This is a genomic window from Flammeovirga pacifica, assembly GCF_000807855.2.
Lineage (GTDB): Bacteria > Bacteroidota > Bacteroidia > Cytophagales > Flammeovirgaceae > Flammeovirga > Flammeovirga pacifica.
In genome coordinates, this window is record NZ_JRYR02000002.1 from 966641 (window position 1) to 992699 (window position 26059).

13 protein-coding genes are annotated in these 26059 nt (G+C 32.7%); 7 read left to right on the top strand and 6 right to left on the bottom strand.

The features are described from left to right. The first annotated feature begins 74 nt into the window (after positions 1-74). The gene (locus NH26_RS22825) at positions 75-1019 is read left to right on the top strand and encodes a TRM11 family SAM-dependent methyltransferase (RefSeq protein ID WP_044220422.1); all 945 of its coding nucleotides are present in this window, start codon (positions 75-77) and stop codon (positions 1017-1019) included. 49 nt (positions 1020-1068) lie between these two features. Here NH26_RS22825 and NH26_RS22830 read toward each other — a convergent pair whose 3' ends face one another. The 3 genes from NH26_RS22830 to NH26_RS22840 all read right to left on the bottom strand — a co-directional run bounded on the left by NH26_RS22830 (position 1069) and on the right by NH26_RS22840 (position 5410). Beyond that, on the bottom strand, positions 1069-2496 hold the full coding sequence (locus NH26_RS22830; RefSeq protein ID WP_044220420.1) for a PepSY domain-containing protein: 1428 nt from the start codon (positions 2494-2496) through the stop codon (positions 1069-1071). Positions 2497-2498: 2 nt separating this feature from the next. Continuing rightward, entirely contained in the window at positions 2499-4790 is a 2292-nt protein-coding gene (locus tag NH26_RS22835; protein WP_044220416.1) for a TonB-dependent receptor, read from the bottom strand. A 224-nt stretch (positions 4791-5014) separates the two neighbouring features. Beyond that, positions 5015-5410 (bottom strand): hypothetical protein, encoded by a 396-nt coding sequence (locus NH26_RS22840; RefSeq protein WP_071397269.1) that lies wholly within the window; start codon positions 5408-5410, stop codon positions 5015-5017. Positions 5411-5820: 410 nt separating this feature from the next. On the opposite strand from NH26_RS22840, the gene NH26_RS22845 reads away from it, so the two are divergent. From NH26_RS22845 to NH26_RS22870, 6 genes are all read left to right on the top strand, one after another. Continuing rightward, entirely contained in the window at positions 5821-7209 is a 1389-nt protein-coding gene (locus NH26_RS22845) for a hypothetical protein (protein WP_044220411.1), read from the top strand. 118 nt (positions 7210-7327) lie between these two features. Next, complete coding sequence (locus NH26_RS22850) at positions 7328-8047, top strand: outer membrane beta-barrel protein (protein WP_044220409.1); 720 nt, start codon at positions 7328-7330, stop codon at positions 8045-8047. Between the two features lie 276 nt (positions 8048-8323). Further along, complete coding sequence (locus tag NH26_RS22855; RefSeq protein WP_044220407.1) at positions 8324-9841, top strand: sulfatase-like hydrolase/transferase; 1518 nt, start codon at positions 8324-8326, stop codon at positions 9839-9841. Positions 9842-10354: 513 nt separating this feature from the next. Then, positions 10355-13462, top strand: coding sequence for a SusC/RagA family TonB-linked outer membrane protein (locus NH26_RS22860; protein ID WP_044220405.1), 3108 nt, complete (start codon positions 10355-10357; stop codon positions 13460-13462). A 17-nt stretch (positions 13463-13479) separates the two neighbouring features. Next, on the top strand, positions 13480-15309 hold the full coding sequence (locus tag NH26_RS22865; RefSeq protein WP_071397271.1) for a RagB/SusD family nutrient uptake outer membrane protein: 1830 nt from the start codon (positions 13480-13482) through the stop codon (positions 15307-15309). Between the two features lie 3 nt (positions 15310-15312). After that, the gene (locus NH26_RS22870) at positions 15313-17457 is read left to right on the top strand and encodes a hypothetical protein (RefSeq protein ID WP_139263253.1); all 2145 of its coding nucleotides are present in this window, start codon (positions 15313-15315) and stop codon (positions 17455-17457) included. A gap of 555 nt (positions 17458-18012) precedes the next feature. On the opposite strand, the gene NH26_RS22880 is transcribed toward NH26_RS22870, so the two are convergent. The 3 genes from NH26_RS22880 to NH26_RS22890 all read right to left on the bottom strand — a co-directional run bounded on the left by NH26_RS22880 (position 18013) and on the right by NH26_RS22890 (position 26006). Then, on the bottom strand, positions 18013-19557 hold the full coding sequence (locus tag NH26_RS22880; RefSeq protein WP_084812388.1) for a sulfatase family protein: 1545 nt from the start codon (positions 19555-19557) through the stop codon (positions 18013-18015). Between the two features lie 112 nt (positions 19558-19669). Further along, on the bottom strand, positions 19670-21538 hold the full coding sequence (locus NH26_RS22885; protein ID WP_044220392.1) for an alpha-1,3-galactosidase-related protein: 1869 nt from the start codon (positions 21536-21538) through the stop codon (positions 19670-19672). A 382-nt stretch (positions 21539-21920) separates the two neighbouring features. After that, a complete protein-coding gene (locus tag NH26_RS22890; protein WP_158022015.1) occupies positions 21921-26006 on the bottom strand; it encodes a hybrid sensor histidine kinase/response regulator transcription factor in 4086 nt (1361 codons plus the stop codon). Positions 26007-26059 lie beyond the last annotated feature (53 nt).

The window sequence follows — 26059 nt, forward strand, 5'->3', positions numbered from 1 at the left end:
TATTTACAACATAAATAGTAACTTTGGGCTTCGTTTGTTAAAGTAACAAACGAAGCCTTTATTTTTATATCCATATGCAATCAGAGCAATTTTTATATATCATCAAATATAATTCTAACGAAACAGCACTTTGCAGGTTAGAAACTCAACTTCTTTTCCAACAAGAATTAGAAGGCAATCACTTTTTCTCCGATGTTAAATTTGCTCCTGATCATAGTGCTTTTCTCAAAAAACGTATTGATATACTTTTTGCAACTGCAGATTATCAAGAACTATTAAGTAAGATCAAAGCAAAAAATATTTGTGCAGAGGGATTTAAGTTAGAATATATCAAGTTACAAGGGGATGAGATTGGCTATAAACCAAGGCTAAATAAACTAAGAGATATAGGCTATATCATCACAGGAGAACCAGACTATTATCATCCAACAATAACTTATGCTTTATGTCATTATAATGGAGTCTACTACTTTGGAGAATCGATTCGAGATGAAGTCCAATGGCAAAATCACAATCAAAAACCCTGTTCGTTTAGTAATTCATTAAGTATTAATACGGCTAAGACTTTAGTTAATATTGCATCAAAAGGTAATAAAACAAGTCGCATTATAGATACTTGTTGTGGTGTAGGTACGGTAATGTTAGAAGGTTGTTATGGTGGATATGCTATTGAAGGGTGCGACATCAATAAAAAGGCTCACGGGCATACGGTTAAAAACCTAGCGCATTATGGCTATGAAGCAATAGTACACCATTCTGATATTAAGGACCTTAACAAACAATATGATGCCGCCATTATAGATTTACCTTACAATCTTTATTCTGCATCTACCGATGAAATTATGGAAGGAATTATTGAGTCTGCTTCAAAAGTTGCACCCCGCCTTGTCATTGTTTCCATTGTTGATCTAAGAGAAGTATTTAAAAAATATGATCTTAATTTAGTTGATTTTTGTACGACTGAAAAAATAGGTAAAGTAAAGTTTACTAGGAATATTTGGGTGTGTGAAAAGGTATAATATTGGTCCGAATAAGTATGCCTTACTCGAACCAATATTAATTATCAATCTAAGTAACAAGTTGTTGTTTTTTCCTATTCTTACTTTTCTTTTTTACATTTTTGATATACATCATAAAACCTAATAAAGAAACTAAGAAATTACCTAGTGCAAAAACAGATATTAGTGTATCTCTAAACCCTTTTCCCATAAAATCGAACATATGGTATTTGTGAAAATAGGCAAATACAAAACCTGATAAAGCAGATTGGTCTTCAATTATTGCTCCTACATAACTAGTAGTTGTATCAATATACCATCGAGGATGACCATGACCAGCAAATTGTACTTTTTGAACAGGCAGTAATTTGTTGATAAAACCGTATTCGTTTTCAAATTTATGAATTCGCTTTGTCTGTTTCACCTCTGATAGTCCGCCATAATTCATAGCCAATTGGACAGCATAAATACTATCAGCGCCTCTTAGTTCTACTCCTCGTGTCACATCAAAGTATCTTTTAGAAATTCCCTTCCCTTTTTTATAAAAAACCTGATAATAGGTTTGTTCTTTTATTTTGACCGGTTGAATATTCACCCATCCTTTTGGAAGATCGCTAAAAGGGTACCTAAGATCATTCTTACCAAAACTATTTGATGTTGAAAAAGAGGTCTTATCTAGAGCATTGTATTTCGGTAACATATGTACAAATGCACTTAATGTGAAAAGTAATAAGGTAAAAGATAAAGCAATACCTAATGTACGATGCCACTTTCTTTGTTTATCTACCTTTGATGAATGCTGTTGCTTATACGTTTTTCTAAATTTTGTATAGACAAAAATACCTGATAAACCCGCACTAAAAGAAACCAAAACAAAAAGAGATAATATCAATAATCTAAATGTTTGATTAAAATTTAAAAAAGTCCAACTATGTCCCCAAAGAAAAAACTGTTGAAACAAGCTTCTTAGGTGATTTGTAGCATAAGTCATCTGATCCGTATTGACATCAACAAACACTCTCAGACCATCCATTCTTAAATACTTCACCTTAAATACCGGTAGGATTCTAGCAATTTTAACGTACTCATTAGAAAATGATTCTTGTTTTTCAACTGCCGATACTTTAGTGTTCTCTTCTTCGGAGTACAAACCCGCTAAATAAATAGCGTATTTCTCATCCCCATTGTCTAAAATTTGACCCGTTTTAGTATGTACATAATAATTACTTTGACTATGCTTTATCTGATAATAAAGAGTAGAATCCAAACCAACCAATCTAAAAGATTGGATACTTTCCCATTGATGCAATGTCATCACTGAATCTATTGAAAGAGTATTTTCTCCCCATTTTTTTACTTCCTTATTTACAGCCAATCTTTGTTTTACATTAGGCTTAAAGTTGGACATTAGAGGATGCATCACCCCACTTAAAGTCCATGCTAATACCGGAACAAGTGCTATTAAACTTAGTTTGCTGTGTATTTTATACCAATTCATGTTTACTTATTTTTGCTGATTGTATACCCTAAACCTATTTGAAAAGTACGAGGAGCACCTAAATTATAATTTTCTCCCCAAGCAGATTTTGATACCCGTGTAGCATACAATTCATCTGTAATATTCATGATGTTCACCCACGTTTCAAAGCCTTTGATTTGATATCCAAAACGTAGATTCAACAAATGGTAACCTTCGTATTTTTTTGTATTTTGATTGTCCATGTAATACTGACTCACCGTTTGTAATTCTAAAGATGTTCTAAACCCTTTAAGAAAATTTGGCTTATAAGTAATTTCCATATTTGAAATCCAATTCGGAGCATTTGCCATTACTTTACCTGAAAAATCTTCTTTTCCTGTATTAAAATTTTCAAAAGTATGTTCTGTATACGTACCCCCTAACCTTAAAAATACTTGTGAATTTGGCACAAAATGTAGTGCTGCCTCTACACCTTCATGATGGGTAGAACCTGCATTTTCATTTTCATATGACCCGTCTTCTTGAAGTACTGAAACAATTTCGTTCGTTCCTTTCATCTGATAATATGCCACCTCTAAATAACCTAATTCTTTAGGTAAAGTATACCATGAACCTACTTCTATATTTTTATAATTAGAAGGTTTCAATTCAGGGACTTTCACACCTCTATATAATTCTGATACCTGAGGAGGCATAAACCCAACACTATAATTTGTATAAAAACCAAGACCATTTCTAAAGGTGTACGTAGCCCCCAGTTTTGGAGTAACCGCATTAAAATAACTCATTGAATTTGGTGCTCCAGAGAATGCTTCTATCCCTAAATTATTTTTGTAGTCATATTTAAAATGATCAGATCTTACACCTGCTGTAATAAAAAGTCTCTCTACCGGATTCACTTCTAATTGAGCATATAAACCTGTATTTAACAAGTTTGTTTGATAATCTGACAAAACAGAATCTGTAGGAGAATAACCTACATATTTTCCATTTTCATCACGATCCACTTCTATATAATTAGCCCAAAAAGTGGTTGGACTATAATCAATACTAGCACCCACTCTTAAAGTAGTTTTTAAAGGTTTAATTTTCTGATTATGTTGAAGAACAGCACCATAACTTTTAAAGGCACTTTCATTCACTTCTCCTTTTGCAAAACTTGGGTTAGACCAATCATTTTTAATTCGATAACTTGGTATTTGACCTAATGTATTTGTTCTAAAGAATACCTTAGCTACTGTCTTACTCGAAGTAGTCCATTCTTGGTCCACCGTAAAAGTTGATCTAAATAATTCAATTTCTCTTTTAGTGAAATTATGTAATGAAGTAAAGTCTTTATTGTAAAAAGAAGTACTATCAAGAGAAGAACCCATATCAGAAAAGTACTTCATGTAAGTAGAAGTGTTGGTAATCTTCAAACTTTCATTCACTTGATATTGAATCACAGAAGTAATAATATTTTTATTAAAATCACTATGGTCCAAATATCCATTTTCCCTTTTTGCTGAATATCCACCAATACTCACCCCTAGTTTGCCATTGTTTGTTGTACCCTCAAGAAGTGCATCTAAACGTTTGTAACCGTAAGAATCTCCTCTTAATTGTATTTTCGCACTTGGAACTAAAGAAGGTGATTTTGTAATGAAATTTATCGCACCACCAATTGCTTCTGAACCATATAAAGAAGAAGCCGGACCGCGAACTACTTCAATATTTTGAGCCATCGACATATTCATTTCATTTAAGGCATTGTGATTAAAAATACCTGTTGGTCGAATAGGTAAACCGTCCTCTAAATACAAAAATAAACTCTTTGTAGAGATCGGTTGACGAATAGACATCATATGCTGTTCACTTCCTAAGTCTGTCATTAACACTCCGGGAACTTTGTTTATAACCTGTTCTAGCGATTGAATTTTAGCCTCCTCAATCACTGCTGCTCCGATTGAGGTGATGGCCATTGGTGCCTCTTCTCTTCTTTGGGTAGCTCTACTTGCTGAAACAATCACCTGATTTAATACTAGATTATCTTGTTTCATTAAAATTATTGAAGGCAAGTCTTTAGCTTCCAAACTAAGCATGGCATAACCTAATAATTTAAATTGTAAGAGTGCATCCTGACCTACTTCTATAGTAAAATGACCATTTTTATCTGTTACAGTATAATCATTTGTTTCCTGATTAATAATTATAGCCCCCACGAGAGGTTCCTGAGATAATTCGTCTTGAATAGAACCATTAACTTGAATATCCTGTGCAAGAATAAACGTGCTACATAAAAGAAATAATAGTGAAATAAAAATAGCTTTCATTTGATTTTTTTATTGGACATAACGATATGCTATCACTTTTGAATACGCTTTTTTACAAGCATATTCAATAGCCCAGACAAATGGTTATGAATTAATTAAAATTTAAAGGGTGTAACGACTCGGCAATAAAAATAACTTATCAAAAAATATGGAATGCTTTCCATTAGACATAGTTATCCCTATCAAAAAATTGATGTAATAAAGTCGTAGAATAAAAGGTGAATTTAGACAATGGGAGGATGGAAAATAGAGGCAACATAGTCACCATCAACTTCCTCATCAATTTCTAAAGGTAATTGATGCATTTGGGCTGATAACATCTTTGTAGAAAACATAAAAATTGATAGGCAAAGAGGTTCAGAAACCACTTCCTTCAAACTGTTTTCTTTTTTACTACTCTCATTATCCTGAGTGGTTGCATCAGCTAATTTTGATTTAAGTTGACATCGCCCTCCACAAACCTGTGGAAGGTCTGTTCTGTTTTTATTTACGCACAAAACATTTGCATAAAAGTCCTGACGCATTTTATAGTCCATCCAAATAAGAGGAGTTGAAATGCATTGGATTAATACAAGTGTAGCTAAAATAAAAATAACTGATATATTCAGTTTGTTCATCATTAGGGTGCTAAATTAAAGAGCTCCCAAATATACAAACATGAATGATTTAAATTCCTTTTTACGTTAAAATATTTAATAGAATTTCTCCTTTTAATTTCATAATACAAAACAAATTAAATCTTTATGCTTTACTTTTAGATAATGGAAAAAGAAAACCCACCTTCAAGTAGTTTGAAGATGGGTACAAAGTATTTTCAAATGTCTTCATTGTATAGGATAAGTCAAAGAAAAATCTTTTCTGACTTCTATGGATAATAAGTTACTTTAATAATAAATACTTAGAGACAAAAAAAGTCAAATAGATTTCACTTACTTTAACTCACCTTATTCCAACCTCTTACATTTAAGTACACTCTTTATTATAATCAATTTTATGATTATCGCTCTTTTAACTAATCAATATTACTAACATGAAAAACAGCATTCTATTACTTTTCTTAATTCTTTCTATCAAAACCATTGCTCAGAGTGATGAATTTGATGTGAAAAAAAATGGATTGATTTACAATAATGCCACCATGCATCAACTTCAAATTATTGTAGATTCTATCAATCAAGATTTTAACCGTTGTGATCTAGATCGAGAATACCTTAGTGTTCCTCAGGCTACGGGTCATTTTTTTAAAGTAGCTTCTTCTGACTTGATCTATGCTGCAAGAGATTTAAAAGATGGAATTACATTCAAAAATTTCATCAAAAAGTATCCTAAAACAAAGGTAACCAAAGAGCAAATTTACACAAAAGCTATTGAGGAGGATTACAGTGGCAATCACCATCTAACGTTTTTTGATATACTCACAGATAAATCATTTTCAGTTGAGGATACTTCAAAGAATTCTCAAAATTTTAATCATAAATTTATTTATGAATACGATGAAATGAAGGAAAACAACTCGGGGAAGTTAGAAGGAATTTATTTCACATCAGCATTCAATAATACTACCTTACCAAAGGAATATGCAAGAATGGTTCAGTATTCTGAATGTATGATTGATACTTCAGAAACCATTATTAATGTAAAAAATTCTGAAAGAAAAAAATACCATAGGTGGGAACCTGGGCCTAAAAAGAAAGCTTTCAATAATTATTATTTAAAATACTTAGAAAAAAATGATGCAACTATCGAAGCCTTATCCAAAGAACAAAAATTTCAAACCTTATTAGTTCAAGCCATAGCCGAAGTTTTAGATAAGGGCGGTTCTGACGACTACTTTGAAGAAATTGTTGAAAAATACTATGCTAAAGAGACCGCTTTAGAACTCAAGAGAAGTAGAGAAGTATGGGGACAATGTTCCATGGATGATAGCCCTAGGTTACATGCTTTTGCTATAGCTCAACTTTCTGCAGAGACCGTCAATTGGGAGATATTTTTACGTGCACATTTAGATATAATGAATGACAACTTCTCTAGAATGACGGATGGAAGTTATGCTTACGGAAGAAGAAATACCTATATCAAGGAATTAGAAGAATTGAATTTTAATGTGAGTGATTTATTAATTGGAATTTCTTTAAGGGTACAAAATTGTGGACCTAATCATTATTTCGGAAATATAAGTAGAATAGGCAGAGCCCTGGCAGAAACTAAAAATAAAGCACAAATAGAAAGTATGCTTATAAGTATGATCGAAAATAAGAAGTTAGATACTTATAATAGAATTATGATGTATTACCTCTACTTTTATTATGGGTATTTTTCAGAGGGTGATAAAAGTAACTTGAAGAAGAGTCTTAGGAAAGTGAAGTCCAGTTTTCCAAAATATATCGCCGATGAACTTCAAAATTTAAATAAAGAATAAACTCATTTATCTTTATTTATACTATTCTAGTAAAAAGAGACCTCATAGTAGATGATTAAATTGTATTTCTGAATTTTTTTTAGAATTTTCATAAATAATTCAAAAGCAATTTCATACTATGAATATCAGACAACTTACTATTACCGCTCTCTTACTTCTTTTTAACGTTAGTATCTGTAACGGACAGGCAGCTATTTTGGTCCTTATCTTTGGAGATAAAGTAGCCTCAGAAAACTTCCACCTGAGTTTAGATGTAGGGGCAAATACCACCTTTTATGAGAACTCTCCAGGCGATGTTAAAATGGGATGGAATTTCGGATTGGGTACTCATACAAAGCTCGCTGAAAAATGGCAATTAGTGGGTGAATTTAAAATGATTAGTGATAGAAGTAGAAGGAATACACCTAGAATTCTACCTGTACCAGATTTTGCAGATTCATTAATCTCTCAAAAAACAACTTCTTGGGACATAAGATATTTTGATGTACCCATTTTAGTGAGATATTCTATATCGGATAAGTGGCATATTGGTACTGGACCTCAGTTTTCTTTTTTATCTAAAAGTACTGAAGTCACAGAATTAGATCTTACTAATGGTAATAATGCTACCATTAACCAAGATACAAAATCCTATTTAAAAAATGTAAACTACAATTGGACGATGGAAATCGTACACAGTTTTGGTAAAGTAAGAGAAGGTAAAGGTATCGATCTAAGATTAAGGTATGTAATGGGATTAGCCAATGTTTTCAATGATAATGTTGCCTTGCAATCTAAAACAAGTGTCTTACAATTTATTGTAACATTACCATTCATCGAAGGGACATCATCTCAATAAAATATGAAGAACCTCTTTGATGTAGATTTAAACCATATTCTTTCAACCTAAAAAGAAATTGTGAAAGTAATGATAGAATAACACTTTGTTTTTATTCTACAGAATAGGGAATCTCAAAATGTGATGAGGTTCCCTATTTTTTTGCTCACCTATCCATCACCAATGGTATTTGTAAGTATTTATAATGAGAGATACAATGAATAAATCGATAAGTACATAAATTCTTTAAGCCTACTGTAAATTGAATTTATTATTTTTAATGAATGATTACTTAATATGAAATTCAATTTTTTTACAATTGCACTATGCTGTTGTCTGTTTCTTAAATTAACCAATACGGTAGCACAAAAAACAGATCAACCCAACTTAATTTTGATCATCACAGATGAGCATAATTTTAGAACCATTGGAATGTACAAAGAAATCTTAGCAAAAAGAGGACTTTCAGAATTGGCCAATCCTTGGGGTGAAATACCCAACTTTTCAACTCCATTTATTGATAGAATAGGAAAAGAAGGAGCTACTTTAACAAGTATGTATTCTTCTACTCCTTCTTGTGCTCCTTCTAGAGCATCGATGTTTACAGGTAACTACCCTCAAACTGTAGGGGTACCTAAAAATGGCAAAGGACTTAAAAAAAATGCACAAACTATTGCAAAAGTATTGAACAAAGCTGATTATAAAACAGGATATATTGGTAAATGGCACTTGGCTGTAGATAATGCTAAGCCTGGTTGGCAACCCGATCCGGCATACCACGGGTTTACTGATCATAAATACATGTTTAATAGAGGACACTGGAAAAAAATTGAGATGAAAAACAATTCACCTTATATTCCAGATGAAAACTCTAGAAAAGCAACTACAACAGCTAATGAAGAAACTTTTACCACTGATTTTCTCACCAATAGAACTCTTGAGTTCATAGAGGAAAATCAAAAAGATCCTTTTATGTGTGTTTTAAGTTTACCTGATCCACACACACCTAACTTGGTAAGATCTCCTTATGACACAATGTATAAGAAAAGTGATGTTAAGTTACCAAATACATATTCTACGACTAAACTAAGAGAAGAAGATCACCCTTCATGGATTACTAAAAAACAACGTTTTAAAATTGGATATGATTCTACAAAACTAATTCATCAGGTGACTCAATATCATGGTATGGTTAAATGTATTGATGATAACGTAGGCAAGATCTTTCAAAAATTAGAAGACTTAAATATTTTAGACAATACTATTATAGTTTTTACTTCTGACCATGGAGATATGCTGGGAGAACATGGACATGAAAATAAAGGAACTCCATATGAAAGTTCTGCATTGATTCCTTTTTTAATTCGATACCCTAAAGGAGTCAATCAAGGTACAGTTGTAGACTATGCATTTAATACGACAGATTGGATGGATACTTTTTTATCTTTAATGCAGGTTGATAAAGCTGTTTTTGATCCAAATTCTACAGAAGGTCATGACTTTTCTTCTTTACTGAAAGATGGTGATAAGAGTACATTTGAAAATACCACCTTTGTAAGAATAGATAGTTGGGTCGCAGCTATCACAGATAGATATAAATTAGTATACGATGCTCAACTGAAGAAACCTTGGTTGTATGATTTGCAAAAAGATCCTTCTGAATCACAAAATCTATTTGATCAAGAAGAATATAAATCTATCATTTCAGCACTTTCAATAAAGTTATTAAAGTATGGTAAACGTACAAATGATAGTGTGGTAAACAATGCGAAGATGCAAGCACATATCAAACAGAACATCACTGAATCAAAGTAATATTCATATATACTATTTAATTAAAACGGAAGAAGAAAGTGTTGATACATTTTCTTCTTCCGTTTTTTATTTTTTTTAGAATCATTATTCTAAAAAATTAATAATACTTAAATGTTTACGCCGAACTACTATCTATAAAATACAAGCTGTACTTTTGGTTAGTATTAAATGAAAATCAATTAAATAATTAAAATTCCTCCTATCTGTCACTATTAAATAAATGAGTGCAGACACTTATAAAACATCAAGATACACTTCTTAAAAGTATCAATTAGCTAAACATCTTACTGTATCTAAAAATATACTAACCTGTCTTTCAGTCTTTTAAATATTTATCACAATATATGGAAGCCTGGATACACTACATACATCGAAAGGCACACCTGTTGTAAAATGTACAATTAGTTTTGAAGCATAAATCAAAATGATTATTTCGCAAATCATCACTGTCAGAAGTATAAACGCTTCTCTGATTTATACTTTTAGATCTTAGATGAAATGAATTCACACAACATGAAAAGAATTTTTACTGTTTTTTATCGACTAAAACTTACAGCCCTTCTTTTCTCTGTATTGAGTATTTTAATGCTTACTTCGATGGAAGTAAATGCTCAATCCAAACAAATTTCGGGTAAAGTGGTTAGTGCAGAAGATGATCTTCCATTGCCAGGCGTAAATGTACGCATTAAAGGAACTACACAGGGTACAATCACCAATTTTGAAGGTGAATACTCAATTATTATTGAAACAGGTGAAACTATTGAATTTAGTTTTATCGGCATGCTTCCTAAAGAAGTAAAAGTAGCTACTCAATCTGTGATTAATGTATCTCTACAAACAGATGTTCAGGTATTAGATGAAGTAGTTAAAATCGGTTATGGTGAGCAAAAGAAAAAAGAAGTTTCTGGAGCTGTTGCCCATGTTACAAGTGATGCATTAGAGGCTTATGTCTCAGGAGATGCTGCACAGGCTTTACAAGGTCAAGTTGCTGGTGTTAACGTTACAACATCAGGTTCTCCTGGTGCAGATGCTGTCATACAAATACGTGGTGTAAGTACTGTTTCTGATGTTGCTGGTGCTACAGAACCACTTTATGTTGTCGATGGTATACCTCAAAATGAGAACCCTAGACTTGCTCCATCAGAGATTGAAACTATGGATATCCTAAAAGACCTTGCTTCATGTGCAATTTATGGTACTAGAGGTGCTAACGGTGTAATTCTTATTACTACTAAAAAAGGTAACTCAGGCAAACTTAATGTATCATTAGATGCTTCTTATGGTGTAAAAAATATCATCACAGATATTGATCTAATGAATACACCTCAGCAAGTTTACTTTGATATGATTAAGGAAAGGAATCGAGGTTCAAACGATTTTGATAACTCTACCAACTTACCTATTCCAAGAAACCCTACTATGTTCCAAAACAACACCAATTTATCAGATGTTGTTATTTTGGATAATCAACCTACACAAAACTATAATATTGGTGTAAATGGTGGAGGAAAAGGAATTACTTATAACCTTACAGGTGGATATTATGGCGATCAAGGTTCTTTAATTAACTCAGGATTTTCTCGTTATAATGGTCGTGCTGGTATTCGTTATAAACAAGGTCGTTGGGACATTAACTCGTCTATCGCGATTAGTTCTGAAAAATTAGCTCGTTCTTCTTCTAACTTATTGACTCAAACAATTCGTTATGCGCCGTATAAACCGGTACTTGATCCTAATTCTGATGAGGCAATTATTGATGAAGGAAATCCGACTACCACCAATAACGTACTAGAATCTATGAAGATGGAAGATGTTACTCATCGAGATCGTATGCAAGGTAATATTAGTGCTACATATGAGATTGTTAAAGGGTTAAAATTAACATCCAACTTAGGTGTAAGTAGTATCAATGAATTTAGATACCGTTTCAAACCATTTATCGAAAATTACGATGAAGATGGTATTCTACAATCTGATCCCGCTGTTTCTTATATTATTAATGAATCAGCAAGAAGAACCAACCTTTCAGCCGATGCTCGTTTGTCTTATACAAAACAGTTTGGTGATCATAAAATCTCTGGTATTCTTGGTACATCCATAGAAAGTCATACAAGAGATAGTTTTACCGCACAAAAAAATGGCATTATTGATAATTCGATTCGTGTACTTAACGGTGCTGTTTTAGCAGCTTCTGCAACAAGTGGATACAATTATGTATATAACATTATTGGTACACTAGGTCGTATTACTTATGATTACAAATCAAAATACATTCTTTCTGTAAGTGGTAACTATAACGGTAACTCTAAGTTTGCTAGTGATAAAAAATGGAAGTTTTTCCCATCAGCTTCGGCTGCTTGGAATGTTTCTGAAGAAGGTTTCTGGGATGGCTTTAGACCTGTAGTAAACAACTTTAAGGTTAGAGGATCTCATGGTCAAGTAGGTGGACAAAGTTTCCTTCCTTATACTGATAAGGCAACGATTCAAAATGGTATGGATTACCCTTTCGGATCTGGTGGCTTCCCAACATTATATTATGGTGCTGCACAACAAAGTTATGCTAACGGAGAAGTACAATGGGAAACATCTATTCAAAATAACATTGGTATCGACTTAGGTTTATTTGATAACAGATTGATATTGACTTCAGATATTTACCACACTCAAAAATCTGATATGTTATTCCCTGTTCAGTTACCTCCTTCTGCAGGTGTAGGAACAGGTGGAGATTCTAAACTGACGATGAACTTAGGTAATATGGTAAATAGTGGTTTTGAATTATCAGCTACTGTAAAAGGTAGAAAGAAAGAATTCAATTGGTCATTAACAGGTACATTTACTAAAAACGTTAACGAGATTACAAGTCTTAATACAGAAGACTTTATCTATACCACTGATAACGGACTAATTAGTGGTGCTGGTCCTTCTTCTAAAGTAACTGTATTTTCAGAAGGATATGAAGCAGGTGCTTTCTTCTTGTATAAAACGGATGGTGTTATCCAATCTGAAGAGCAACTTAGAAGTTACCAAAAGATAAAGCCAGACGCGCGTATGGGTGATCTAATTTATCAAGATACTAATGGTGATGGTCAAATAACTGATGAAGATAGAGTGTATATGGGTTCTGGTTTCTCAGATTGGGAAAGTGGACTTATTGTTAATCTAAGCTGGAAAGGTTTTGACTTTATGATGCATTGGTACGCAGCTGTTGGTCATATGGTGATGAATGGATCGAAAGCAATGGCATACTCAGAAGGACGTCATGCTGATCAAGTAGGTACATGGAACAGAGCCAACCCTACTTCAGAAATTCCAGCATGGAGAGGTACTACTAAAGAACATGATAACTTTAGAGGTTATACTGATATGTGGTTGGAAGATGGTTCTTTCCTTAGACTTAAGAATGTACAGTTAGGTTATACTATACCTCAACATGCTATACAGCGTTTAGGTATATCAAATTGTAGAATTTTTGTATCTGCTCAAAACCCTCTAACATTCACTAAATATACAGGTTACGACCCTGAATCTGCAGGTAATGGTGTTTCATCTAGAGGTTTAGATAAAGGAAACTATCCAATTGCAGCATTGTATCTCACAGGATTTAAATTAAACTTCTAGTCCCAACGGTAATGAAGATGAATTATAAATATATCACTAAACTAGGCTTATTATTAGGGTTAACTTCTCTTTTAATTGGGTGTAATGATTTTCTTGAAGAAAACAACCCAAATGCAAAGCCAAAAGAAGACTACTTCTCTTCTTTAACAGAATCAGATAAAGTCTTAACTTCCACCTATTCAGCCTTATTAAATCACTACAATTATAATATTGTTGAAGAAGCATGGAGATCTGATTTAGCATATCCTTCTAATGCAGTAGGAAGACCCGCTTTATCTGCCAACGGTGAGCAATGGTACTTTAAAACGTATACCAACTCTCAAAAAGAGATCAATAGTAAATGGGCCGCACTATATACTGGTATTTTTAGAGCCAATCAATTAATTGAAGGTTTAGAAGGACCACTTAAAGCGGAAAGTGAAAACGAGATCTGGTTGGCACAAATGGCACAAGCTAGAATGTTGAGAGGTATCTTCCATTACTGGGCTTATCAAACTTTTAATAATGGTAGAGTTATCATTAGAGATAAAGTACCAGAAGAGTTAGAAGATTTCAACATTCCAGTGTCTTCTAAAGAAGAAGTGAGAGCTTTTATCTTAAAAGATTTTGAATATGCTTACGAACACCTGCCTGCAAGTTGGGGAAGTGCTTCGGCCAATGAATTGGCTGCAGGTAGAGTAAATAAAGGGGTAGCTACTATGTTTTTAGCCAATCTTTATTTCTTAGAATCTCCAGCAGCTGTTGATGGTGATGCTATAGATCCTGATTACACTAAAGCACTTGAATACTATAAGGAGCTAGAAAATAACTACGGGCTTTCTTTAGAAGGTGAAAAAGAATTAGTGTTTACTCGTGCTGGTGAATTCAATAAAGAGTCTATTTTTGAAATTGTTTATGATGATAATTTAAGACCAGAATTAGATCGTTTTGACGAAAGCTCACCAAGTAACCGTTTTGCTAGATATACTGCTCCTGGTACTAAAGGGGGACAAAGAGCTATTACTCCAAATGGTTGGTTAGCTTATAAATACAAAACTGATCCTGTAGATAGAAAAGACCCTAGAAATATAGTAAAAGTAACGGATGTAAAAACAGGTCTTGAAGTAGATACTTTACGCTTTGTTTCTATTAGAACTTCTGCAGCGATAGCCTTAGTAAACGATATTCACACACCATATTATCGTGCTGAAATGACTCCTTTAGAAGTTACTTTCGGGAAATATGAATTTGCTTATTTTAAACAATTTTCAAATCACGATATCGTTACTTCGGAAGTCAACTTACCAAAAGGGGTTTGGTACTCTGGTAAAAATGTAACTATTCACCGTTTGTCTGAAGTCTATTTAAATATGGCGGAGATCTACTTAAGATTAGGTGATCTTACGACAGGTTTAAAATATATTAATGATGTTCGTGCAAAATGGGGATTAGTTTTAATTGGACCTTCTTCTACCGGGGATCATTCTGATAGAACTTATGATGAAAAAATGTATACTATTGAGCAAGCTTTAGAGCATATCATGTATACAGAAAAACCCTTAGAGTTATCTGTGGAGGGACATCAAATTCGTTGGACAGATTTAAGAAGATGGGGAATTATCAAAGAGAATTTCGAGAATATTTCTAAGCAAATATATCATACACAACGTTTTAGGTTTATCCATCCGGAAACAGGTAATATTGTCAATAGAAATAGAGCTGAAATCTTTGAAGGTACAGACCAAAACGGTAATAGTATAGATATTATAGATTGTATTGATGCATCGCTCAATTATATTCCTGAGTTACATGATTACTATCCTCTACCACTTGAAGAAATTATCTCTAACCCGAATTTAGGTCAATAAATCATGAAATACATTAATAAATTAATTGTCGTTCTATTGGCCATCTTAGCAATGGCTTGTAATAGAGATGAAGAAAATAAACCCTCATGGTCGGATGTATCTTGGTATACTGAAGCAGGTGGATGGGCACATCAAAATTTAGCAAGACAAGTAGGACAGTCAATGTCTTTTATGGATCTTTCTCAAGGAGTCTACTCGCATCAGTGGCTTATTGACAGTGGTAACTATTTTATCGCTGGTGAATTTCAGAAAGGAGATGATCTTACGGATTTTATTATCCCTGGTTCAACGAATACATCTGAAGATTATAATATCAATGTGCTTTTTACTGTAGAAGGTAAACAAGGTGTTCGTCTTTACAATAAATTCTATAATCCTGTTAAATACATCGGTTATAATGGAGATGCTGACCATGCAGATACCCTTGAATCATATCTAGGTGATGACGGAATGTGGGTGATCGATACTACCTTAGTTGTAGATGTCTATGGTGAAATTTATGCTGAAGCAGAATTAGAAGTTGACGGTCAAGTGATTGCAACAATCAACCAAGATTCTATGATATACATCCAAAACGGAGAAACTAAAGTACTTCGTGATATAGACGATAAAGACCAATGGCCAACTTTAACAATTGACCTTGAACAAAAGTTTATATATAGAGACATCACATCTAAAGGTCGTACAGATACAAGAACGTGGGTCTTCCCTCCTAATGCTGAAATTGTCGCTTTTAATAACGAAGGAATTAGCTATTTAGAAGCTGAAAATGCTATTGAAGTAGAGATGAGATTCAACGACTTTGTTCAAAAGGAAAGTGCAGGTAACATGACTGCTGAAAGAACCTATGATGTTGTTGCTGATAAACAAAAGATTGATCTTCCGTTTAGGTTTAATGTTGCTCCTCCAGAGTTAAAAGCTGCTTATAAAGTATATCATAGAGGTGTTGAAGTTCTCTCTATTGGTGAAGACGATGAACCTAGTGAAGATGAATCTACATGGACTACTCTTGATATTGCACTAGATGATGAACTAGTATTTGAAGATCTTACCAATGAAGTAGTTGAAATTAAACGTGCATGGGAATTTGTAAGTGGTGAAAGAAGTGGTGAATCTGGAACAGAAAAAACAGATACTAATAAGTACACTACTCAAGGTAATGGTTTGAAAGTTGGTAGCTTTACTGTAACAAGAACTATCAATAAGGAAGAGCAAACAGATACTAAAGTTATTCCATTAAAATTAAATGTTACGCTTTCACAAGAGGGTGATACAGAAATTTTAGGTGATGTATTCACAATGGATGAAATCACAAATACTGTTTCATTCTTTAGTAACGAGATATTACAAGATATTCCTGCATCTTCTGCAAGTGATTTCACTATATCAGGAACAGATTACCTTGGAAATCCTCTAACGCTTAACATTACTGCTGTGGCACTAAATCCTGATGATCATAAACAAGTGATGATCACTTTAGATGCAGATACTTACAATTCTGATTTCCTTCACCTTTCTTACAATGGTACTGCCATTATTTCTAGAGCTGGTATCGCATTAAATCCTTTTGATTTAGACGTTGTCAATACAAATAATGCAGCACAACAATTGGATGATCGCTTTAGAAGTTTTGAAGAATACAAAGGAAAAGAAAATGGTGGTAAAGCAATGGGATGGTTCTCTTCTCATGATGCACAGTCTGATAGATATTTCTATTATAATAGAGTTGATGAAAACGCAAGTGATGGTGGTTTCAGTTTGAAATTTCACTTAGAAGATGATATATCCACTATTAATAGATTAAAGAAAGTAGAAACGATCACCTCTGAAGATTTCTTTATTTCTTACACAGAATCTACTTATGAAATATCATTTGATATTTACGTTGTGGAAGGTCAAATCACTTCTCCATTAACTGATAACTTTGAAATCAATATGGTTAGTTCTACTCAGAATACTGTCAGTACGATTGATTTTAATAGTATTGAAAAAGGTAAATGGGTAAAAGTAGTCATCAGAGATACTTACTATGACACAACTGATAAAACTAAGTTGCAATTCCAATTTAAAGAAACAACTAGTAGTGCAGGTCCAGTTACTTTCTTTATTGATAATACATCAATGAAAGAAATCAAAGTAAGACCTTAGTTATAGTTTAAGATCACATATTAGGATGTCTCAAGTAGTTGAGACATCCTTTTTTTATGCCTATAACTCTCAATACTTTACAGTAAGTAAGTCTTATCATGTATTGAAACCTATCCCCTCTATCCAATAGACACCCTTTTGAGTCATAAAGGAAATGGAATATTATACCTATCCAAGATATTCATCCTTTATACTTTTACCTGAGGGTTAAACCACTGCTCCTATTGACATTCTCTATCACTAATGAGATACTTTTGATTATATAATATGATAATGGTACGTTATTAGAACCTTAAACAGAGCAATACATACACCAGAAGAAATAGATTTATAGAAGTTAAAACCACTGTCTTCTTTACCTCGATTGTTATTTGATACCTATTCTTTATCATGGTTCCTTTCATAACATTCTCATCATCAATAACCATTGGATCATTAGCCTCATAGTAAATAATATTACATCCCATTAGGCTCATTAATTAACCTTTGGCATAAAAAAAACCTCAATCCATAAAATGGAAAGAGGTTTAATAATAAATGATATGTATGTATCAGTTATCTAAGCTTATATGTTTTAATGCCTTTTTTATGATTACCTCTGATTGCTGTAAAAGCGGTCATCATTTGAGAGACTTTATCTTTATGAACTTTAGCCAAATTGTTTTGTTGAGAAGGATCTTCTTTTATGTTGTATAATTGAACTTCTGGATCGTTACCAATTTCAATGGCTACTTTTTTCAATTCAGCAGGTCCTTTGTAAGATGGAATCAACAACCAATCTCCTTGTCTGAAAGCTGTTCTTGATGTTGCTTCTAATACCAATTCTTCACGGCCTTTATCAGAAGTACCTAATAAAGCGTCTATCACATTTTGACTATCATTTGTTGTTACATCACTACCAATTAAAGAAGCAATTGACGTCATTAAATCCATTTGACAAACAATAGCATCTGATTTTTTAGGTGAAATATGACCTTTCCAATACGTTAAGAATGGTACTCTTGTACCTGCTTCGAATAAACTATATTTACCTCCACGAAGTACACCTGTTGGTTTATGATCGCCTAATTTTTCAACCGCATCATCATAGTAACCATCATTTAAAACAGGACCGTTATCCGATGAGAAAATCACTAATGTATTGTCTAAAACACCTTCTTCTTTTAGTGTTTTCATAATTTCACCAATACACCAATCTGCTTCAATAATAGCATCACCTCTTGGACCCATACCTGATTTTCCTTCAAATCTTGGATGTGGAGTTCTTGGTACGTGTGGCTGTTGCATTGCATAGTATAAGAAGAACGGTTCGTCTTTGTGCTTCTTCACATATTCTTTCGCTTTTACTAAAAAGTGATCCGCCATGTCATAATCATTCCATTTTGCTGACTCACCACCTTTCATGAAACCGATTCTTGGAATACCATTCACCACACTATTATTGTGACCATGATGCCACTTCATTTTCACTAACTCAGGGTTAGAGATAGCTGTTGGCTCTCCTTCGAAGTTTTCTTTATAATTTACTTGAATAGGATCGTTTAAATCTAACCCTACAACATCACCATTATCAATATAAACAGTAGGTACTCTATCTTGAGTAGCTGCCATAATGTAACTTTCATCAAAACCAATTTGGTTAGGACCACGTTGAATTGTTTTGTTCCAATCCATGTTACCATCTCCTAAACCTAAGTGCCATTTACCTACTACACCAGTTGCATAACCCTCTTTTTTCAACATTTTAGGTAATGTCATTACTTCTGTGTCAATAATTAAAGGAGCAGAACCAGGAAGAATTTTTGCTTTAGCATTTCTCCAAGGGTAAGTACCTGTAATTAAACCAAATCTACTTGGAGTACACGTAGCAGATGTTGCATATCCATTTGAAAATTGCACACCGTTATCGGCTAAGAAATCCATGTTTGGTGTTTTCAAATTAGTGGCAGCTCCATAGGCTCCCATATCACCATAACCTAAATCATCTAAATAAATTAATAAGATATTTGGTTTTACTTGTGCTGAAGTTGTTTCTTGTTTTACCGAGTTACATCCCACCATAGACATAAACAGGGCAACAACTAATAATAATTTATTCATTGTCATATCAATTGAACTATAAAAATTAAGTCAGTATAAAAAATTGCTATCTACTCCAACCGACACATTTCGTGTCAATTGAAGTTTAGTCCGATAGCTATGATAAATTTCTTTATTGAAAATCTACATTGACAGCACTGCCATCACTTTCGATCATTTTCGTTGCTTTCCCTTTATAATCGTTGTTTTTAAACACAATATTTTTGGAGTGTTTAATTACAAAAGCAGGGTTTTCAGGGAAAAGTTGAGGAAACAGATCACTCGACAACATCTTATTATTTTCGAATGTTAATCCATCTGTGTTATGCACTTCCATAACCATATTATCAAATAACTTAAAGGTATTATCTTTAATTAAAATATTATGGAATGCGATACTTGTATTGTCTTCGTCTGTATGAAAACGAATAATTCCTCTACTTAAACCACCATAATTACAATTGTCAAAAGTATTTCCTACAACAGTTAGGTTAGCTTGTGATCCAGACTCGTACCATTTAGTACTCTCTACTGGAACTAAAATCGCTTCCATTTCTGATTGGAAATAATTGTCTTTCACTAATGTATTTTTAGGTGTTGACAATAGAATCCCTCTCGCTCTATTACCTCTGAAAACATTTTTTTCTAGGATAACTTCAGGGTAAGCCGTTAAATTTTCGATGTAATCTCCCACTTCTATTCCAGAAGGGATATCTTCTTTGAACGTCATAATTTGATAACGCTCATTTATTCTTTGAATTGATTCAATAGTTAACCCCTCATGGTAGGGCGAGAATGATTTATCAATTTTCACAAGACCGATCTGATCGCCTTTGCGACCAATAATAAAGCCTTCTTGTTGATGATGCCCCATTCTAATGCCTAATTTCTTTGGTCCTAATTGCTCTACCACTTCTTGATAAGTACCATGAATATTTACACAATCATCTAACTGATTTTCCAATAACGAATTTGTGATCTTAATTAATCCTCTACAGCCTACAAAGTGTGTAGCATCTGCAGTTGTAGACACCATACGGTCGCCTGATGGAGTAATTGTAAATTTATCTATTGTTAGATTTTCTGAATTTTCAACCAATAAACCCATACCACCTGCATGGTGAAGAGTTACATTTTCTATATCAAAATTCTTAGTGTAAGTTACTCTAATACCTGGAGCTACTCTATTTTCACCTTGTTGTCCTTTTGTAGATAAGATGGTACCAATTGGAGGCAAGGCTTTTTTATGATTATAAAATCTTACTACACCTGGCTCAATTTCTTTAACTCTTATTCTATTTTCTACACCCACTTTACGTAAAGTAAGTCCATGCTTATCTACCTTATATTTATATTTTATTTTATCGATATTATGCTTTTTTGAAGATCTAGCAGTGGTAGAAATTGGAGTAGAAGCTTTATCATTGTAAGCTATCGATTTTCTTTCCTTGTCGTAATTGATGGTTTGTCCCAAATCGTGCTCGTAATATTCTTTGACAAAATAGATTTGTTCATTACGAATATCATAAGGGTATTCATCACCAAAACGAACATCAAAAGTATGTTCTTTATCATTATGTGCAATCACTTCACCTTCACTATGGAAAGCCATTGCCCAATCTACTGTTACATTTTTAATCTTGATGTTTTCAGAATCTTGAACTAAAAAAGGAATCATTTTCCCGTGAAAAATAAAAGTAGATCCTTGTCCATCAATTGTAAAATCTTTAAACCCCTCAATAGGAAAAGCAAGTTTTACAAAAACATCTTTATGGTTTGATAAATACACAAATTTACTTAGCCCTTTATCTGGATAAAAGTGATAAGTTCCTTTTTCAAAGACAATGCTTTTCGCATTATTGTTTTCTAAAATTTTATGTAAAACATATGGAGTTGCATCTTCTGTTATTTCAGAAGTGTTTGCTATTTTGATATTTTCAGAAGACTTTGCAAAGACTAATGATGAAATCAAAAGAGAAAAAAATATGAATAGTTTTTTCATGATTTATTTTAAAATTGTAATGTTAATCTCTTAAGTAGTCACACAGTATTTTACTTGTGTAATAATTCTTTCACACTACAAAAATCAGTTATTCTATGTTCTTAATCGTCTGCGCAAGTACATGGTATGTGTCAATGCATACAAAACACTGTAAAAGTGATTATTACTACTAGTTATTCCTCTTATTATATCATTAATCAATCAAAAAAGAAACATATAAAAGTACCTTTATTTCCGATAGAAATGGAGACATACAATTCATATACGATAAATGAATGCAGAGAATTTAAATATTAAGAAATAAAAAATGAAGGCTATTCCAATTAATATGAAATAACCTTCATTCTATTTTTTTTATCGATTACAATTCATCGAAATTATATTATTCAGATGTCTCTACTACAACTTCTTCTTTTCCGTATTTACCTGGTGTAATACCATAATGTTCTTTAAACATTCGACTAAAGTGAGTTCTACTTTTAAAACCCGTTCGCATATACACCTCGGTAACGGTGAGCTTCTCTTTTACCAAAAACTCTGCTGCTTTTTTAAGGCGATACAATTTCAATAACTCATATGGAGTATGATTTGTAATACTTTTTACTTTTTGATAAAAGTGTGTTCTATTTAAATGCAGTTCTTTGATAAAAATATTGATATCCAACTCTTCGTCATCAAGATGTTTTTCCATCAAACCATAGAGTTTTTCCATGAATACTCTATCACTTTTATTATTGTTTTTCTTCTCTACTTCTACCGGGAAATCAATTCTGAATCTCTCTCTTAATTGTTTTCTGTTTTTAAGTAGCATTTGCGTGGTTGCTATCAAATGCTTCAGATCAAATGGTTTTGAAATATAAGCATCTGCCCCACTTTCTAATCCTAAAACTTGATCATCTACAGATGATCTAGAAGTGAGAAGCACCACAGGAATATGACTTGTTCTCACATCCGCTTTAATTAATTTACAAAGTTCTAAACCGTTCATTTCTGGCATTAGAATATCAGAAATAATTAGATCAGGCCATTCATGTTCAACAGCATCCATACACTGTTTTCCATGAACAAAAGATTTTACGTTAAAGTATTCTGAAAGTGACGTACTTACAAAATCTCTCAAATCATCATTATCTTCTACATAATAGACCGATAATTCTTTTAATGTTTCATCTTTTAAACTTTCAGGAAGTTCTACCCCCATTGGATGAAGTCTTTGTTTTTCATCATCCGTTTCTAAGCTTAAAATCTCTTGTAAACGACCTTCATTAAATGTATCCTCAAGGCTTACTTCTACAGGTAACATTACCTCGAAGATTGTTCCTTTTCCTTGTTCACTAGAAACATTGATATTACCGTAATGTAATTCTACAATTCTCTTAGAGAAGGCTAATCCAATTCCAGAACCAATAGTTGCGGTATTTACATCATCCGATTGATAATAACGATCAAATACAAAAGGAAGATCTTTATCTTTAATACCTACACCATTATCTGATACAGAGAAATACAACTGTTCGTCTTTTATCGCATACTGTAAGGTGATTGTTCCTTCCTTATTCGTAAACTTAAAGGCGTTGTTTAATAAGTTATTTAAAACTATTTCTAACTTTTGACGATCGGCAACAGCAAAAATCTGATTCGCCTCTCCCACCACTTCAAATTTCTTTGAAGAATGTTCTGCCAATTGATCAAATCCTTTCTTGACTTCACTAATTAGATCTGTGAAATCAAAAGAAGACATTTTTAATTTAAGTAAGCTCTGTTCTGCCTTTTGGAAATCTTGTACTTGATTGACCAATTGGAACATCTTCTTTGCTTGTCTTTCAATTAGTGACAAATGCTTGTTGGCATCATTGTTTTCTTCAAACATATTGACCAACACTTGCAATGGTCCTGAGATTAAGGTAAGAGGTGTTCTAAATTCATGAGCGATATTCATGAACAACCTAGTTCTTGTTTTATTAAGTTGATCTACCCTTTCTCTTTCGATATGTTCTAACTCTAAATCGTGGCTCAAGTTATTTAATCTTAGGACAAATCGACCTATGATGTAAAGTATAATTAAAATGAGTACTACATAAATAAAGTATGCCCAATTAGTTTTCCAAATCGGTGGATGGATGGTTATTTTGATCTCTTTTATAGCCGACCAATCTTTTTTAGAATTAGAAACTGCCGCTTGAAAAACATACTCTCCTGGAGGTAAGCCGTTAAAATTAGCGTACTTCAATTCTGAAGGTGCTGTCACCCATTCTTTATCTTGAGGCAACATACGGTATTTTACAAGGTTACCTTTTGAGTTGGAGTAATGAAGTGAAATAAGCTCAATAGAAAAGACGTTTTCATCATATTCCAATTCAATTTCTTTTGTTTGATCTAGTGATTTGGTTAATATCACTCTTTTATTTAAGGTATCTAATGGTGCAATTTTTTGATTAAATACTTTAAAATCACCTAATATAAATTTAGGCATCGGTACATCATCCACAACTTCTGAAGGATTAAAGTAACACAAACCATTACCTCCTGCAAAAATCATTTTACCATTTTCTAAGACGGTAGAAGAAGGTTCAAATGGTGAAATTAATACACCATCATCTTCTGTATAATTTCTAAATTTGTGACTCTTAAGATCAAATTCATTCAATCCTCTATTGGTCGTAATCCATAATCTATTATTTCCTTCGCTCTGAATACTTTTAACAACGTTATTATCTAAACCGTCCTTTTCTTTAAACGCTTTAAAAGTTGATGCCAATCTCGTGTTTTCTACCAGACAAATTCCTCCGCCTTCAGTACCTAACCAAAGCTGTCCATTATCCAACCTTGTAATAGCAGAAATAAAATTACTCGATACAGAGTATTTATTATTTGGATCATGAACAAATAAAGATTTTTTCATTTTAACCAATGATTTTTTAGGCTGATTATTAATTCTAATTAGCCCATCACTTTTAGTTCCTACCCAGATAAAATTATACTTTGGATCTTCATAAATGTATCTAAGATCAATAATTTTTTTAGCCGTTAATGCTGGATATTGATTGATAAATTCTGCTGATTTAATTTGTCCATAAGTACCAAATTTCAACCTAAACAATCCTTCCTGAGTAGCCAGCCAATGGTATCCAAATTGATCTAACGTAATTGATTTTAACTTAGCTGAAATTAACTCTGGAAGGCCTTTATATTTTAAGTCAACCCAGTGATTCATCCCCTTAGGTAAGTATAAATTCTTACCATTAGAGGCATAAGATTTTACAAATTGCCCACCTTCCCTATCAATAAAAATTGTAGCATTTGACAAGCCCTTTAGCTTTTGTAAACTTTTAGGTAAAGGTTCTAGTTTATTCGTTTTAGTATTAAAGTTTAGAATCCCTCTAAAATGCACATTTAATAATACATTGGTAGTATCTAAAACTTGAACATTTAATACATGGTTCGACCATTCTTTTGAACGTTCTTGATTTCCTAAATCTGAATAGTGAAATACATTTTGATGTAAAGGCAATTGATATAAACCTTTTCTTAACGAACCTACCCAATAGTTTCCATCAGAATTCGATAATATCACTCCAACTCTATAAATTGAATATAAAACTTCTGGTAATTGATCGTTTTTTAATTGATCAATACTTAATTGATATAAACCTATCTCTTTATGACCTAACCAAATATGATGCTCATGATCAATATGAATAGTTTGAAACTTATCGTGTTTAAAGACCTTTTTTTGATCTGACCATTCCCCATTTTTCTTTTTGTAAATGAGCCCTAAACCTCTATTTCTTACGGTAATAATTGTATTATCATCGTACTTTGCTATTTCTAATATTTTATCTGCCTTCGTGTTACCAATAATGGTTTTCGTCTTTTCATTGACATCAATTAAATATACTCCGTTGGATGTCGTTGTAAGTACCTCATTTTCGTTTAAAACAATAGTTTGATAAGCTAAAACACCTTCATCAAAAGATATTCTATCAATTAAACCTTTATTATTTTCATCGAAAAACAATAAACCTTCTTCTTCTGTAGTACATAAAACATCCTCATTAAAATATTGTATTTGACGAACTATTGGGCCTGATTTCACCCCTTGTTTTGTACGTTGAAGGTAGATACTTTCAAATTTTTGAGTATCATAATCAAATAAACTCACACCATGGTCTGTACCTAACCAAATATTTTGCCTTTCGTCTTGGAATAAAGTTCTTACACGGTTACTGTTTAAGTTTTTAATGTTTCTATACGTTTTGAATTCAAATCCATCAAAAGTATTTAAGCCATCAAAAGTCCCTACCCAAAGTAAGCCGTTATGATCCTCTAATAAAGAAGTAACACCATAATGTGATAGACCTTCAGGCATAGAATACGTTTTTAATAATCTATGGTCTAAAGAATTTTGTGTAAACCCGTTAATTGTTACCAATAGAACCAGTAACAAAGTATGCAATATTCTTTTCATTCCGTTCATCTCAACAAAGGTTAGTAAGTATTCCTGATAAGTTTAAATATGTT